General features: G+C 67.1%; 13 protein-coding genes. 8 read left to right on the top strand and 5 right to left on the bottom strand.

Annotated elements, in window-relative coordinates:
* Positions 1-20: 20 nt before the first annotated feature.
* From G335_RS0104820 to G335_RS0104795, 6 genes are all read left to right on the top strand, one after another.
* The gene (locus tag G335_RS0104820; RefSeq protein ID WP_018176056.1) at positions 21-851 is read left to right on the top strand and encodes a carbon-nitrogen hydrolase family protein; all 831 of its coding nucleotides are present in this window, start codon (positions 21-23) and stop codon (positions 849-851) included.
* 154 nt (positions 852-1,005) lie between these two features.
* Positions 1,006-2,448, top strand: a complete 1,443-nt coding sequence (gene tldD, locus G335_RS0104815; RefSeq protein ID WP_026287981.1) for a metalloprotease TldD — start codon at positions 1,006-1,008, stop codon at positions 2,446-2,448.
* Between the two features lie 35 nt (positions 2,449-2,483).
* Positions 2,484-2,747, top strand: coding sequence for a hypothetical protein (locus tag G335_RS0104810; protein ID WP_018143927.1), 264 nt, complete (start codon positions 2,484-2,486; stop codon positions 2,745-2,747).
* 78 nt (positions 2,748-2,825) lie between these two features.
* Complete coding sequence (gene pmbA, locus G335_RS0104805) at positions 2,826-4,214, top strand: metalloprotease PmbA (protein WP_018176054.1); 1,389 nt, start codon at positions 2,826-2,828, stop codon at positions 4,212-4,214.
* 449 nt (positions 4,215-4,663) lie between these two features.
* Positions 4,664-6,562: a M48 family metalloprotease gene (locus G335_RS0104800; protein ID WP_018176053.1), complete on the top strand. Its 1,899-nt coding sequence runs from the start codon at positions 4,664-4,666 to the stop codon at positions 6,560-6,562.
* A 406-nt stretch (positions 6,563-6,968) separates the two neighbouring features.
* Entirely contained in the window at positions 6,969-7,172 is a 204-nt protein-coding gene (locus G335_RS0104795; RefSeq protein ID WP_018143924.1) for a cold-shock protein, read from the top strand.
* 529 nt (positions 7,173-7,701) lie between these two features.
* Here the strand turns inward: G335_RS0104795 and G335_RS0104790 are convergent.
* Positions 7,702-8,712 (bottom strand): hypothetical protein, encoded by a 1,011-nt coding sequence (locus tag G335_RS0104790; RefSeq protein ID WP_018176052.1) that lies wholly within the window; start codon positions 8,710-8,712, stop codon positions 7,702-7,704.
* A gap of 260 nt (positions 8,713-8,972) precedes the next feature.
* Here G335_RS0104790 and G335_RS14165 point away from each other — a divergent pair, with 260 nt between their 5' ends.
* A complete protein-coding gene (locus G335_RS14165) occupies positions 8,973-9,119 on the top strand; it encodes a hypothetical protein (RefSeq protein ID WP_018176051.1) in 147 nt (48 codons plus the stop codon).
* A gap of 340 nt (positions 9,120-9,459) precedes the next feature.
* Positions 9,460-10,407: a GGDEF domain-containing protein gene (locus tag G335_RS0104780; protein ID WP_018176050.1), complete on the top strand. Its 948-nt coding sequence runs from the start codon at positions 9,460-9,462 to the stop codon at positions 10,405-10,407.
* A 30-nt stretch (positions 10,408-10,437) separates the two neighbouring features.
* Here G335_RS0104780 and G335_RS0104775 read toward each other — a convergent pair whose 3' ends face one another.
* Genes G335_RS0104775 through purM form a run of 4 tightly spaced genes read right to left on the bottom strand, consistent with a single transcriptional unit; the run spans position 10,438 to position 14,390 of the window.
* On the bottom strand, positions 10,438-11,844 hold the full coding sequence (locus G335_RS0104775) for an NAD(P)/FAD-dependent oxidoreductase (RefSeq protein WP_018176049.1): 1,407 nt from the start codon (positions 11,842-11,844) through the stop codon (positions 10,438-10,440).
* Between the two features lie 5 nt (positions 11,845-11,849).
* Positions 11,850-12,599 carry a DUF3108 domain-containing protein gene (locus G335_RS0104770; RefSeq protein ID WP_018176048.1) on the bottom strand — a complete coding sequence of 250 codons (750 nt, stop codon included), beginning with the start codon at positions 12,597-12,599 and terminating at the stop codon, positions 11,850-11,852.
* 7 nt (positions 12,600-12,606) lie between these two features.
* Complete coding sequence (gene purN / locus G335_RS0104765) at positions 12,607-13,335, bottom strand: phosphoribosylglycinamide formyltransferase (protein WP_018143917.1); 729 nt, start codon at positions 13,333-13,335, stop codon at positions 12,607-12,609.
* The gene (gene purM, locus G335_RS0104760; protein ID WP_018176047.1) at positions 13,332-14,390 is read right to left on the bottom strand and encodes a phosphoribosylformylglycinamidine cyclo-ligase; all 1,059 of its coding nucleotides are present in this window, start codon (positions 14,388-14,390) and stop codon (positions 13,332-13,334) included. Before purM ends, purN begins: the two co-directional genes overlap by 4 nt.
* Positions 14,391-14,459: the final 69 nt, after the last annotated feature.

The raw sequence follows: 14,459 nt of genomic DNA, 5'->3' as shown, positions 1-14,459 counted from the left end.
AACCAGATGATCGGAGCGACATGACTCAGGTAGCGGCCATCCAGATGGCCTCCGGACCCCAGCCCCAGGCGAACCTTCTGGAGGCAAAGCGACTGCTGCAGGAGGCCGCCGACAAGGGCGCCCGATTGGCCGTCCTGCCGGAGAACTTTGCCTTCATGGGCATGCAGGACACCGACATCCTCGGGATCGCGGAGGTGGCCGATGGTGCCGGGCCGCTGCAGGCGTTCCTTGCGGAGCAGGCCCGGCGCCTAGGGTTGTGGATTGTTGGCGGGACCATCCCGCTGCAGACCCCGGACTCCGAGCGGGTGCGTTCGGCTTGCCTGGTGTTCGACGACCGCGGGCAGCAGGTGGCGCGCTACGACAAGATCCACCTGTTCGATGTGTGCCTGCCGGACAGCACCGAGGCCTATACCGAGTCCAAGGTCTTCGAGCGGGGCGATCAGGTGGTGGTCGTCGATACGCCGGTCGGCCGCATGGGCCTGGCGATCTGCTACGACCTGCGCTTCCCCGAGCTGTTCCGGGCCCTGCTGGACCAGAATGCGGAATGGGTCGCCCTGCCGGCGGCCTTCACCGCCCAGACTGGGCAGGCGCACTGGGACGTGTTGCTGCGGGCGCGCGCAATCGAGAACCAGTACTACATGCTCTCGGCGGCCCAGGGCGGCTTCCACGTGAACGGCCGCGAAACCTACGGCCACAGTGCGCTGGTAGACCCCTGGGGTCGGGTGGTCGGTCAGTTGCAGCGCAACCCCGGGGTACTGCTGGCGAACCTGGACCCGACCCAGGCCGCGCGCATCCGGAGCAGCTTCCCGGCAGTGGACCACCGCCGCCTGCCGTGCCCTAAAACCACCTGACCCCGCACCCTGGCCTGGGTCAGGGTGGCGATATACCCGCAACGGTCGCGCGCTTGAAAGCGAACGGCGTGCCCCAAGCTCCATACTGAAGGCCGACAGCTGCTCCCCCATGATGGACACGGAACAGCGGATTTACGGAACCCGAGAGGACTTCATGATCGACCGCCTTGCGCAACAGACCCTGCTCGACCCCGCCGGCCTTGGCGAAAGCGAGCTGAGCTCCCTTCTGGGCACCACCTTCGGTCACGGTATCGATGGCGGTGACTGCTACTTCCAGTTCTCCAGCCAGGAGGGCTGGTCGCTGGAGGACGGCATCGTGAAATCCGCCAGCTTCAACATCGAACGCGGCGTTGGCATCCGTGTGGTGCGCGGCGAGCAGACCGGGTTCGCCTACTCCGACGACATCGCGATGCCGGCCATGCTGGAGGCCGCGAAGACCGCGCGCAGCATTGCCAGTGCCGGGCAGAGCGGGCGCATTGCGGTTGCCTCGCGCGCGTCCTCGCGGCCGGCGCTGTACGCCCCCGACAATCCGCTCGATTCGCTGGGCGAGCAGGCCAAGATCGACCTCCTGAAGGAGGTGGATGCCGTCGCCCGCGCCGACGATTCCCGCGTGACCCAGGTGATGTGTTCGCTGGCCGGGGTGCACGAGGTGGTGCTGGTACTGAATGCCCGCGGCGAGATGACTACTGACGTGCGCCCGCTGGTGCGCCTGAACGTCCAGGTGATCGTCGAGCAGGGCGGGCGCCGCGAATCCGGCACCTCCGGAGGCGGCGGTCGTCACGGCTACCAGTACTTCCGCGAGGATGGCCGCGCCGCCGGTTATGCCCGCGAGGCGGTGCGCCAGGCCCTGGTGAATCTCGATGCGCGCGACGCGCCGGCCGGCAGCATGAAGGTGGTGCTCGGGCCCGGTTGGCCGGGCATCCTGTTGCACGAGGCGATCGGCCATGGGTTGGAGGGCGACTTCAACCGCAAGGGGACCTCGGCCTTCTCCGGACGCATCGGCGAGCAGGTGGCGGCCAAGGGCATCACCATCGTCGACGACGGCACCCTGGAGGGCCGCCGCGGCTCGTTGAACGTGGACGACGAAGGCAATCCGACTCAGCAGACCGTGCTGATCGAGGATGGCGTGCTGCGCGGCTACATGCAGGACGAGATGAATGCCCGCCTGATGGGTACGCAGTCCACCGGCAATGGCCGCCGCGAGTCCTACGCCCGGCTGCCGATGCCGCGCATGACCAATACCTACATGCTCGGTGGCGACGCCGATCCGGAAGAGATCCTGGCCTCGGTGGACGACGGCCTGTATGCGGTCAACTTCGGTGGCGGGCAGGTGGATATCACCTCCGGCAAGTTCGTGTTCTCCGCCTCGGAGGCCTACCGGGTGGAGAAGGGCAAGGTGACGTACCCGGTCAAGGGTGCGACCCTGATCGGCAATGGCCCGGATGTCCTGACCCGGGTGTCGATGATCGGGAACGACATGAAGCTCGATTCCGGCGTCGGCACCTGCGGCAAGGAGGGCCAGGGCGTGCCGGTCGGCGTGGGACAGCCCACGCTGCGTATTGACGGCATGACCGTGGGCGGTACCCAGGCAGCCTGAGGGCTGCGGGGCCCGATGCAACCAAGGAGGCACAGATGAATCTCGATTTTCTCGAACAGGAACGTTCCCTGCCGGAAGGGCATGGCCACGACAAGATCGTCCAGTGGCATGTCTTTCGCGCGCGCGACAAGGCCGAGCAGTTCGCCCACCACGTGGAGCTGAGCGAAGGGCAGGACCTGGTGGGCGGCTGGACGCGTGACAGCGTCGGCATGCTCTACTGGGTCGGTGTGCACGTCGACGACCTGGAGCGCTGGGGTAACGCCGGCGCGGTCCACAAGCACGGCGCCCGGGTCGACTAGTCATCCCTTCCCCGGGCCATCCGGCCCGGGGTGTCCTTGTATCGCCCCCAGATCAGTCATCGAGTAGCGGAACCCTGCATGAGTACATCTCCCGAACGCGCCATCCCGGAACCCGTGTCCCAGGAAGACGGGGTCCAGGCCCTTTCTCATTCGCCGGACTCCCTGCAGACGAGAGTTCAGCGCACGCTGGAGGCCGCGCGCGCGCGCGGTGCCTCGGACGTCCAGGCCGTGGTCAGTCACAGCGTCGGGCTGGAGTTGGGGGTGCGCAAGGGCGAGATCGAAACCCTGGAGCACGAGCGTGACCAGAGTCTTTCGCTGATCGTCTATTTCGGCCAGTCCAAGGGGGCCGCCTCTACCACCGATTTCAGTGACCAGGCCCTGATCGACACCGTCGAGGCGGCCTGCCGCATCGCCCGCTACACCGAGCCGGACCCGTACGCCGGGATGCCCGATCCCGCGTTCAAGGCGAGCGAGTGGGACGACCTTGACCTGGATCACCCCTGGGGCTGCAGCGCCGCCGAGGCGACCGAGCTGGCCCGTACCATCGAGGCCGCCGGCTTCGCGGCGGATGAACGGATCGAGAACTCCGAGGGTGCCAGCGTCAGCACGCGGCGGGCCATTGCGTTTCTCGGCGACAGCCAGGGGTTCATGGGCGGCTATCGCAGCACCCGGCATTCCCTGTCCTGCGCGCTGGTCGCGCGCGACGCAGCAGGCATGCAGCGCGACTACGCCTATTCCGTCGCACGCCACGCGGGGGACCTGACCGCCGCCGAGCAGGTCGGGCGCGAGGCCGCCGAGCGCACCGTGCGCCGGCTAGGCGGGCGCAAGCTGTCGACCCGCAACTGCCCGGTGCTGTTTGCCCCGGAGATGGCGCGCACCCTGATCGGCAGTTTCACCCGTGCGATCGCCGGCCCGTCCCAGTACCGCGAGAGCTCGTTCCTGCTGAATGCCATCGGCGAGAACGTGTTCCCCGGGTGGATGCAGATCGAGGAACGCCCGCAGACCCCGCGCGCGCTGGGTAGCGCCCCGTTCGACGGGGAGGGCGTGCGCACCCGCAATCGCCCGTTGATTGCCGACGGCGTGCTGCAGAGCTATACCCTCGACAGCTACGCCGCGCGACGTCTGGGCCTCGAGGCCACTGGCAACGCCGGGGGTGCACGCAACGTGACCGTGGCCCCGGGCGACAAGGACTTCGCCGCCCTGCTGGCCGAGATGGGGACCGGTTTCCTGGTCACCGAGCTGATCGGCCAGGGGGTGAACCCGGTGACCGGCGACTATTCCCGCGGGGCCGCCGGCTTCTGGGTGGAAAACGGCGAGCTGCAGTATCCGGTGGAGGAGATCACCATCGCCGGTAACCTGAAGGACATGTTCCAGCGGATGGCGGCCGTGGGCACCGATGTCGACCGCCGCGGCAACATCCACACCGGTTCCATCCTGGTTGAATCCATGATGGTGGCCGGCGACTGAACGGCTCTTTCCGGTCTGTCTGTGCGGGCATGACCGGCCGTTTCCCCGCATCACCCACCCTGCTACTCTCGCCTAGGGAGACGCTGATTTAATCGCGCGCTCGCGTTGGTGCCCCCTGTTTTCCGAGACAAGGCGCGTCGTGCAGCGGGTAGTGGTTCTACCCGCAAGCGGCGCAACGCAGGATCGGCGAACAGGGGGCACCAACCCGACAAGTGATTGAAAGAGCGGGCTCGGCCGCTTTTGCGCGCGAACAGCGTTGCGGTTCCTTTGTGCAGAGTGACTGCACGGCAGTCACCGCGCCTTGTTCGCACGCAAAAGCGACTCGAGCGCGAGCGCGCGATTAAACGAGCGCGCGATTACATCAGCGTCTCCCTAGGGCTGCATGGCCCCGTGACGCGCGACCGTCCGCCCTCCGCAATACGGTCGTATCCCGGTGGCGAGGAGCGGCCATGAACTTCTTCGAGCAGCAAGAGCAGGCACAGCGCAGGACGCGCTGGCTACTGGCCCTGTTCGGCCTGGCCGTGCTGGTGATCGTCGGGGCCCTGGGCCTGATTGTCTGGGCCATGGGGGGCGGCACCGAGGCCATCGCCTGGACCATGGGGATCACCGCGGGCCTGATCGTCCTTGCGAGTCTGTACCGGGGCTGGCGGCTGCGCGCCGGCGGCGGTGGGCTGATCGCGCAGGAGATGGGCGGCATCCGGGTGGATGGCAATCCGGCGGATCCGCAGCGGCGGCAGCTGCGCAACGTGGTCGAGGAGATGGCAATTGCTTCCGGGGTGCCGGTGCCCGATATCTACGTGCTGGAGCAGGACCTCGGTATTAACGCCTTCGCCGCCGGCTTTGCGTCGAACGATGCGGTGATCGCCGTGACCCGCGGTGCGCTGGACAGCCTGGAGCGCGCCGAGCTGAAGGGTGTGGTCGCGCACGAGTTCGGACATATCCTCAATGGAGACATGCGCCTCAACATGCGCCTGATCGGCATCCTCTACGGGATCGAGATTCTGGCGCTGTTGGGGCAGGGCGGGCTGGCGCGACGCCGGCGTCGACACAAGGGCGATATGGCCGATACCGGGGTGGGCGTGCTCAGCGTCACCCTGATCGCGGTGGGCTATGCCGGGCTGGCCCTGGCGCGCTGGATCCGGGCCGGCATCTCGCGTCAGCGCGAATACCTCGCGGATGCCCATGCCGTGCAGTTCACCCGCGAGCCGGACGGCCTGGCCGGTGCGCTGAAGAAGGTCGCGGCCCGCTATGCCGGGCTGAATGGCAATACCGAGGAGATCACTCACATGCTGTTTGCCAGCGACGCGATCGGCCAGATCTTCGAGACCCATCCACCCCTGCTGGATCGCATCCGCACCTTGCAGCCGCATTTCGAGCCCCGGGATCTGCAGCGCCTGCGCGACCAGCTCAATGCCCGGGTGCGGCAGCGGGCGCACGAGCGCGCGGTGGACGGCATGCAGCGCGAACGCGAGGGGCGCCTGCCGGGCGCCGAGGCCGTGGGGGATGCCCTCGGCGGCCACCCGGCACTGACCCATATCCTCGGTGCCGGCAGGTTGCTTGCTGCGATTCCGGGGCCGCTGGCCTGGGCCGCGCGCTCGGATGCGCGGGCGATCGAGGTGGTCTTGTATCTCCTGTTGCATGCGGACCCGGATGTGCGCGAGCGGCAGCGGATAATGATTGCCGAGGCGTTGGGCGAGGCGCGCGGAGAGGCTGTACGACGTCTACAGGTAGCGGAACCTGCGCTGCGCGAGGACCTGCGCCTGCCGCTTCTGGAGCTGGGCTTCCCGATGCTGCGGCGGCTTTCAGCCGAGGAGCGCGCGCGCCTGCAGGGGCTGGTGGAGCGGCTGATTCATGCCGATGGCCGGGTGGCGGTATTCGAGTATGCCCTTGGGCGTATGCTGAGCTGCCAGTTGCGGGATGTGCAGGATCCTGCCGCGGCGTCCCGCCCCGGGACTGCCACGCTGGACGCCCACAAGCAGAGCGCGCATTACCTGCTGGCGGTGCTGGCCCACCATGGCCATCCGGACGACCCGGCGGCGGCGCGGGCCGCGCTGACCGCCGGGATTGGCAGCCTGGACGGGGCGCTGCCGCTGGCGGTTGAGATCCCGGAGGCCCTGACCGGGGCGGCCGGTGCGCGCGCATGGGCGAATGTGCTGGACCGCGTGATGGAACAGCTGGATGCCCTGCGCATGCGCGACAAGGACCCGCTGATTCGGGCGATGGTGACCACCGTCAGCCATGGCGGGCAGGTGGTGCCGGCCGAGGTTGAGCTGCTGCGAGTGATGGCGGCGTCGCTGCACGTCCCGTTGCCGCTGGCATCGGAGGGGGTGTTTGATGGTTTGGAGTAGCGGGCGGCGTGCGCATGAGGGTGCGGCCGATGCCCCTCAAGGCGTGTCGGTTCCGGTCGGTAACGCCTTGAAACCGCTTCCACGTGGGAAATAAGCGCCTGAATCCAAATTAAATTCCCATTCAAGCGACGGATAACAAACGATTTTCCGGGCGTACATCAAGAAAATCCGAAAAAACACTTTCAATTGAGAGCGGTTTGGGAGGACAATAGCTGCGAGGTAACGGTAACAGGCTCCATGCAGCACCAGGCGACACCCCGAAAGGGGCGTTAAGATTCGCAGTTCCGGTCCCAGTTAGTTTGGGGCCGCGTAGAATCACGATCAAGTTCCATCGTCGTTCGGTTGCCCTCCAGTCTCTCCTCCCCTCGAAAACCCAATCTATTATGAACAAGCAGAGGTAACCGAAATGGCTACAGGTACAGTGAAGTGGTTTAGCGACGAAAAAGGCTTTGGCTTTATTACCCCGTCTGATGGCTCCAAGGACGTCTTCGTCCATCACAGCGCCATCCAGGGTAGCGGCTTCAAGTCGCTGGCAGAAGGCCAGAGCGTCTCGTTTGACGTCGAGCAGGGCCAGAAGGGCCCGGCCGCCGCGAACGTCGAAGCTCAGTAAGACAACCCCGGCGCGCAAGCGCCAGGTTGAGAGAGCCCCGCCTAGTGCGGGGCTTTTTTTGTGGTGCGCCAGGCATGGCGCGTAGCGTCGTTTAGGCGCTATCCGGCTAGCCGTGGTGGCTGGCTGGATGACTCGGGGTGAGAGTCCCCTATGGACCCTGATAGTGGGAACCGCTAGCTGAACAGCTAGGGTGTCCGTCGCGAGGAACGGTATGGCGGGTCGGAAGCCCAAAGACTGTCGAAGCGCTCACAGCACACAGGCGGCGGGGGAATTCATTGGAGCGAAGCTCAACCCAATAATGGGAGGCAAGAACCGCCGTGGTACGGATCCGTTTGCCCGGTGGTGTGAGAGGACGCGGGAGGCAACTCCCCCTCCTGCTCGATTGCGATCAGGGCGCGCGGAGCGGGATGTCCCCTGCGGTTCCAAATCGCGAGTGAGCGTGCACCTAATACGCCGTTTGGCGTGACGAAGCCCCCGTGACGTGGTTCCGAGACGCCGATGAATGCAAGCGATCGTGTTGGCTCCCGGATCAGAAGATCATCTCGATCCCGAGGCCCAGGGCCCAGGCCTCGCGCCGGTCCGGATCGCGATCGCCGCGGGGCCAGAAATGCCCGAGTATGACCTCGCCGATCAGCCAGTCGCGGTAGACGGGCTGGCGATAGATCCCGCGCAGGCCATATTCACGCACCTTTACCGGTCGGGCGGTTTCGCCATTCGCCAGCACCTCCAGCGAGATCTCCCGCTCCGGTCCGAAGGTCTGGAACACCCCCATGGCGGTGGACCAGGCCGCTCCACGTGTCTCCGAGCTGACGGTCGCGGAATTGCGCCAGCGAAACGCGCGGCGCTCGGTGAGTGCATGGGCCAGGTCGAGCGAGCTGGTTGCCCCGATACCGTCGCCGGTGGACACGAACAGGGTCTCGCGAAAATCCAGCGTGGTGGCGTCGGTCGGCCAGAAGATCCGGCGATAACGGGCCTGGGCATACGGCTTGTAGCCGCCGCGGATGCCGAGACGCAGGTCGACATGTTCGCGTAGGTGATAGCCGAGCCCGCCGAAATAGGTCTGGTCCGCGTCACGGTCCTCCGGCAGCAGGAGCTGCGCGCGCGAGAAAGTCTCCGGCTGGTCCTGCACCAGTTCGTCCTCCGCGCCGCGGCCGACGAACAGATAGACCCGTTCGTTCACGTTGGGCATGGTCACGTCCAGCCGGAACCGCGTGGAGGCCTTGAACCCCTTGTCCTCGCGGTGGAGCCCGCCGATCTGGATGCGACCACCCGCCTCGCCGCCGCTGTCGTCGAACGGCTTGTCACCGAACCAGCCATCCACGTTGCGGACCAGCCAGTAGGTCAGGTCGCGCGTGCCCTCGCGTGTCTGGTGCAGCCACTGCTGACCGGATTCCCCGGCGCCGATGTCCTCGCTGGCGTGTGCCGTCACGCAGAGCAGAAGTATCAGGACTAGGACCAGGACCGGAGATCGGCGCATGCGGTAAACGTCGGCTTGAAGGGTAGGGACGAGGGCGCTCGGGTATTGGACCGCGCGCAGCATTGCCGATCATTCTACGACCAATCCGCGCCCTGGTTGGCATGCATGGACCGCGGTGGATGGGGAGAATGGCCTGGGCGTGCGCGCCGTACGATCACTCCATGGGGCGGTTGGAGTGATGTTGTGTTCCGAGGCGGCGTCGCTGCGTGGATGCAAGACCGATTCGGCTGGCCGGTCCGATGGCCACTGTGCACGCCGAAGAGGCGCCCTCGCGAGCACCTTTCCGGGCACGAGACGCCGATAACGCTGGAACGCGGGCTGGCGTGATCGACTATCGCATCTGCCCGGCCGGCGCCGCTCGTCGCGGCTACGCCCCGGAGGACTTCCACGGCTTCGCGAGCGTCGTCCCGATGGCCGATGCCGAAATCGTCCGTCTGCAACAGCAGGAGGGCTACGGGTACATGCGTTAGGGCGACGCTGGCCCTTGTCCACGCCCGCGTCGGCGCTCCATGTGTTGCGCAGGGTGGACGCGGTTCTTCCGGCCGGTTGCCACCCGTGGTGCGTAACTCCGGATCGATGAACGCGGGGCATCAACGCCGCAAGTCATTGAATGCCTGGCTTCGGCCAATGTTCCCACTGACGGCGTTGCGGTTCGCGACGAAAGCTCGGCTACACTGAGCTCACCACGCCTTGTCAGCACGAAAGATCGACTCGAGGGCGACCGCGTATGTGGGGCCGCGTGTCCCTGGCGTACCAGAAGGGTATTCGATGACGGACGATAGAACGGCGAGGGAAGGATTTCTGCACGAGTTGGCGCAGACCAGCGTGCTGGCGGAGATCTGGCAGCATTTTCCGGAGAACATGTTCCTGATTCGGGTCGAAGGCCCGGATTTCGTGGTCGAGGCATCCAACGCGAAGATGCAACAGCTGTTCGCGCAGGACTGTACCGGCCGGCGCCTGCACGACATCCTGCCGTGGCCGGTCGCAGAGCAGGTGGTCGCGCATTACCGCGACTGCCTGCGCCAGGATGCGCCCCTGCGCTACGAGGAACATGCGGCCTTTCGCGATGGCGATGGCGTCGAAAAGGAAGGGCGCTGGCTCACTCTGTTGTTGCCCGTGCATGACACGCAGGGTGCGATCACGCACTTGTTCGGAATCTCCCAGGATGTCACCGAGTTGCGCCTGGCGCGTGAGGATCTGGAGCGCTACAGCCACAACCTGGAGGCCGTGGTCGAGGAGCGCACGCAGGCCCTGAACCAGGCCAACCGCGAGCTTCAGGAGGCCAATCGGCGGCTGGAAAAGCTCGCGTCCAGCGACCCCCTCACCGGGGTTGGCAATCGCCGGCACTTTCAGGCACGGGCCGAGAGCGAGATGGAGCGCGCCCGCCGCCACGGCAGTTCCCTATCGCTGTTGATGTTCGATCTCGACGGCTTCAAGCGGATCAACGATGAAGTGGGACACGCGGCCGGCGACGCCATGCTGAAGCGGGTCACCGCCACCGCGCAGGCAACCCTGCGCGACGCGGACCTGCTCGGACGCTATGGCGGGGACGAATTCGTCGTCCTGCTCCCGGACACCCGCCTGGCAGACGCCCGGCGGATGGCCGAGCGCCTGCAGGCGCGGGTGCAGGAACAGGCAGACATCTCCATCAGTGTCGGCGCGGCCGGCTTTCTCGCCGACGACACCCATCTCGAGCACCTCGTCCAGCGTGCGGATACCGAGCTCCTGGCCGCCAAGCGTACCCGGGCTGAACGCTAGCCCAAGACTACCGGGTGGCTTCAGGCCAGGTCAGAGACCGAAGATCTCGGACTTGAGGTTCCACTTGGAGGCGAGGGTCTCGGTGGCGTTGAGGAACTCCTCGGCGCGGGTCGGGTGGTTCCATTGGCCCTTGGCGATCCAGGCCAGTGCGGTGTCGCGGTCGGGGGCCAGCGACAGGATATGAATCAGCTCGCCGGCGTCGGCGCCGATCACCTCGCCGCCCAGCAGGGCCCCGGTGTCCATGTCGCCGATCAGGCGCACGAAGCCCTCCGGCTCGTCCTGGCCCAGGGCGCGCGGGGAGGTCTCGAAGGCGGCAAAGCCGACCGCCGGTTCCAGTTCCTCGTCCTCGGCGTCGTCCTCGTCCATGCCCAGACGCGCCATCTCGACGGCGGAGTAGATCGCGATCGGGACGAAGCGTTCGTCCTGTTCGCGGGTGTTGCCGTTCTGGATGTTCTCGACCGCGATGGTCGCGTCGGCCAGGGCGTGGTTGGCGGTCTGCCACTCGCTGGCGACATCGCCGATGACGTAGATGTTGTCGACGTCGGTCTGCAGGGTGGGGCGGCGCTTCACGAAGCCGCGGCGGTCGGTCTTCACCCCGATCGCATCCAGGTTCAGGCCCTCGGTGTGCGGGGTGCGGCCAGTGCCGAGCAGGACCCAGTCGACCTCGAAGGTGTTGCCTTCGTTGTCGGTGATGGTGACGCCGTCGTCGGACATCTCGACCTTCTCGTAGCCCTTGACCCGGGTGGGCTCGACGCCGTCCTCGGCCAGGCGTTCCTTCAGCGTGCCCAGCGCCTGGGGGCTGAATTTCTGGCCGGACAGCGGCTTGGAGCGGCTCAGCCAGGTCACGTCCTTGCCGAGGTGGTGAAAGATCCAGGCGAACTCGGTGGCGACCACGCCGGAGCCGATGATGGCGACGCGCTGGCCGGCCGGCGGCTTGTCGTCGAACAGCATGTCGGTGGTGAGGACGCGGCCGGGCGCCGCCTCGAAGGGCGCGGGCACGCTGGCCGTGGCACCGGTGGCGATGATGGTGTGCCGGGCCTGCACGGTCTCGGTGCCATCGTCGGTCACGACCTCCAGGGTCTCGGCGTCGCGGAAGCTCGCGGCTCCGTGGCGGTACTGGATCTTCAGGTGCTTCATGTAGCCGAGGTAGGAGTTGCGCACCTCGGTGACCACGTCCTTCTGGTGGTCCCAGGCCTTGCCCATGTCGGCGCTGAGACTGCCGCTGATGCCGCGGCCGGCGAAGTGGCGCTGGGCGGCAACCGTGCGTGCGGTGTGGTACCAGTCCTTCTTGGGCACGCAGCCGCGGTTGAGGCAGCAGCCGCCCCAGTCGGCCTTCTCGATGATGACGACCTTCAGTCCGCGCAGGGCGCCCAGGACGGCGGCACGATAGCCCCCGGGGCCACTGCCGATGATGGCCAGGTCAAAGGTTTCGCTCATGGTGGTTACTCGTCGGTCAGATCAATGATCGGGTCGTGCCATTCCAGCTGCGTGAGGTTCAGCTCGAACACGCGGCCGTCGGCCTCGTAGTCGAAGCGCACCGGGACATGGCGCAGCTCGCGGGCGAACCAGGCGGACAGGGCGACATCGCTGTCGTCCGTGCGGCGATCGATGCGGATGGTCTCGACCCGGCCGATCGGGGAGTCCATGGTCTCGCGCCCGGCGTACTCGAAGCGGTATTCGCGCAGGCGGTCGCGTTCCAGGGCCTGGATGGTTTCGCGGTCGCCTTCGCTGGACAGGGCCCCACTCTCCAGGCGTTGCATCATCAGATACAGCGAGCCGAGGAAGTCCAGGGTCTGCGGCGGCACCTCGAGATCGAAGCGTTCGCCGTTGATGGTGCCGATCGCGCGGTTGGTCTCCCAGTCGAAGCGGGTCTCGACCTTGCGTTCGCGGCGCGGGGTGATCTGCTGGCTGCGCGATTGCACCAGCTGCAAATCGCCGCTTCGGCTGTTCATCAGGGCCTCGCGGCTCAGCTCGAAACGCCCGAGGATGCGCAGGAAACCGGAGACATGGGCGTCCATCGCCATGCGGGTCTGCACGTCTTCGTGATTGAGCGTGATGCGCGCCTTGAGCGTGTTGCCCATGGCGTTGGCCTCGTAACTGGCGGTGTAGGGCGGGATCGGGCTCAGATCGCGCTCCGCAGCCGCGGGGGCGGCCAGCAGGGCCAGCAGCAGAGCGATTGCGAGTCGGAACATGGGGGTTCTAGCCGACCGGGTGCGGTGGGCGGCTCCGGGCGTCAGGGCCTGAAACATCGTGGGTGTCCTCGTCGAGTTGCAGCGGCGCCTCAAGCGGCGAGCCGTCGGCCTGCAGGATCCGCCCGGACCACTGAATTTCACCTGAACACACCCGGCGCACGGCCTCGGGGTACAGCCGGTGCTCGGCCCGTTGCACGCGGGCGGCCAGGGTGTCGGGCGTGTCGTTGGGGTCGACCGGCACGCGGGCCTGCATGATGACCGGGCCGCCGTCCAGTTCCGGGGTAACAAAGTGCACGCTGGCGCCGTGTTCGGGATCGCCATCGGCCAGGGCGCGGGCATGGGTATCCAGGCCACGGTACTTCGGCAGCAGCGACGGGTGAATGTTCAGCATCCGGCCGGTGAAGCGGTCCACAAAACCGGGGGTCAGGATGCGCATGAAGCCGGCCAGGATGACCAGGTCGGGGGCATAGTCCTCGATGGCGGTGGCCAGGTCGGCGTCAAAGGCCTCGCGCGAGGGGTAGTCGCGGTGGTTCAGTACCCGGTGCGGGATGTGATGCTGTTCGGCAAAGCCCAGCCCGGCGGCATCGGGGCGGTTGCTGATGACGCCGACGACCTGCGCCGGGATGCGGTCCTGCTCGCAGGCCTCGATCAGTGCGCCGAGGTTGCTGCCACGCCCGGAGATCAGCACCACCAGGCGCTTCGGGGTCGCGGCCGATTGCCCGGCGGGGACGCTCATGCGGCGGCGTAGGAGACGCTTGGCTGGTAGTCGTCGCGTTCCTGGATCACGCCGATCGGCCAGCTGCGGATGCCGGCGCGGGCCAGCTGCGAGCTGGCGGCCTCGACCCGGTCCTCGGGGAGGATCACGGTCATGCCGATGCCACAGTTGAAGGTGCGCAGCATCTCCTCGTCGGCGATGTCGCCGGCCTGCTGCAGCCACTGGAACACCGGCGGGCGGGCCCAGCTGTCCGGGTCGATGCGCGCCCCCAGGGTATCCGGCAGGACGCGCGGAATATTCTCGGTCAGACCACCGCCGGTGATATGCGCCATTGCGTGCACCGGGAACTGCTGCAGCAGCTCCAGCAGCGGGCGTACGTAGATCCGGGTGGGGGCCATCAGCGCCTCGCCGAGGGAGACCCCGTCGGCGCCCGGCAACGGGGCGTCCAGGCCGGCGCCGGAGTGTTCCAGGACGCGGCGGATCAGGGAATAGCCGTTGGAGTGGGGCCCGCTGGCCTCCAGGCCCAGGACCACATCGCCCGCGGTGACCCGGCTGCCGTCGATCAGGGCGGCCTTCTCGGCGATCCCGACCGCGAAGCCGGCCACGTCGTAGTCTTCGCCCTGGTACATCCCGGGCATCTCGGCCGTCTCGCCGCCGATCAGCGCACAACCGGCCTGTTCGCAGCCCTCGGCGATGCCGGTGACCACGTCGGCGGCGATGTCCACGTCCAGGTGGCCGGTGGCGTAGTAGTCGAGGAAGAACAGCGGCTCGGCGCCCTGGACCACGATGTCGTTCACGCACATCGCGACCAGATCGATGCCGATGCTGTCGTGACGACCGGTCTCCTGGGCCAGGCGCAGCTTGGTGCCGACGCCGTCGGTGCCGGAGACCAGAACCGGCTGCTTGTAGCGATCCATCGGCAACTCGAACAGGGCGCCGAAGCCCCCCAGTCCGGCCATGACGCCGGGACGCCGGGTGCGCGCCGCATGCGGCTTGATGCGTTCGACCAGCTCGGCGCCGGCCTCGATGTCGACACCGGCCTCGCGGTAGGTCAGGCCTGAACGGGATTCGGACATGGGTTCCCCGATGTTTGACGACCGCGCGCCGTGGCGGTCTCGCAGAACCCGGCATGGTAGCGAGCCGGG

It is taken from the genome of Thioalkalivibrio sp. AKL8, from assembly GCF_000380525.1.
Taxonomy (GTDB): domain Bacteria; phylum Pseudomonadota; class Gammaproteobacteria; order Ectothiorhodospirales; family Ectothiorhodospiraceae; genus Thioalkalivibrio; species Thioalkalivibrio versutus.
The sequence above is the reverse complement of the archived record's forward strand: the minus strand, read 5'-3'. Positions and strand labels throughout refer to the sequence as shown.

Excerpts from the sequence above, each read along its gene's own strand:
- G335_RS0104820 (WP_018176056.1), top strand. The coding sequence starts at position 21 with ATGACTCAGGTAGCGGCCATCCAGATGGCCTCCGGACCCCAGCCCCAG.
- tldD (WP_026287981.1), top strand. The coding sequence starts at position 1,006 with ATGATCGACCGCCTTGCGCAACAGACCCTGCTCGACCCCGCCGGCCTT.
- G335_RS0104810 (WP_018143927.1), top strand. The coding sequence starts at position 2,484 with ATGAATCTCGATTTTCTCGAACAGGAACGTTCCCTGCCGGAAGGGCAT.
- pmbA (WP_018176054.1), top strand. The coding sequence starts at position 2,826 with ATGAGTACATCTCCCGAACGCGCCATCCCGGAACCCGTGTCCCAGGAA.
- G335_RS0104800 (WP_018176053.1), top strand. The coding sequence starts at position 4,664 with ATGAACTTCTTCGAGCAGCAAGAGCAGGCACAGCGCAGGACGCGCTGG.
- G335_RS0104795 (WP_018143924.1), top strand. The coding sequence starts at position 6,969 with ATGGCTACAGGTACAGTGAAGTGGTTTAGCGACGAAAAAGGCTTTGGC.
- G335_RS0104790 (WP_018176052.1), bottom strand. The coding sequence starts at position 8,712 with ATGCTGCGCGCGGTCCAATACCCGAGCGCCCTCGTCCCTACCCTTCAA.
- G335_RS0104775 (WP_018176049.1), bottom strand. The coding sequence starts at position 11,844 with ATGAGCGAAACCTTTGACCTGGCCATCATCGGCAGTGGCCCCGGGGGC.
- G335_RS0104770 (WP_018176048.1), bottom strand. The coding sequence starts at position 12,599 with ATGTTCCGACTCGCAATCGCTCTGCTGCTGGCCCTGCTGGCCGCCCCC.
- purN (WP_018143917.1), bottom strand. The coding sequence starts at position 13,335 with ATGAGCGTCCCCGCCGGGCAATCGGCCGCGACCCCGAAGCGCCTGGTG.
- purM (WP_018176047.1), bottom strand. The coding sequence starts at position 14,390 with ATGTCCGAATCCCGTTCAGGCCTGACCTACCGCGAGGCCGGTGTCGAC.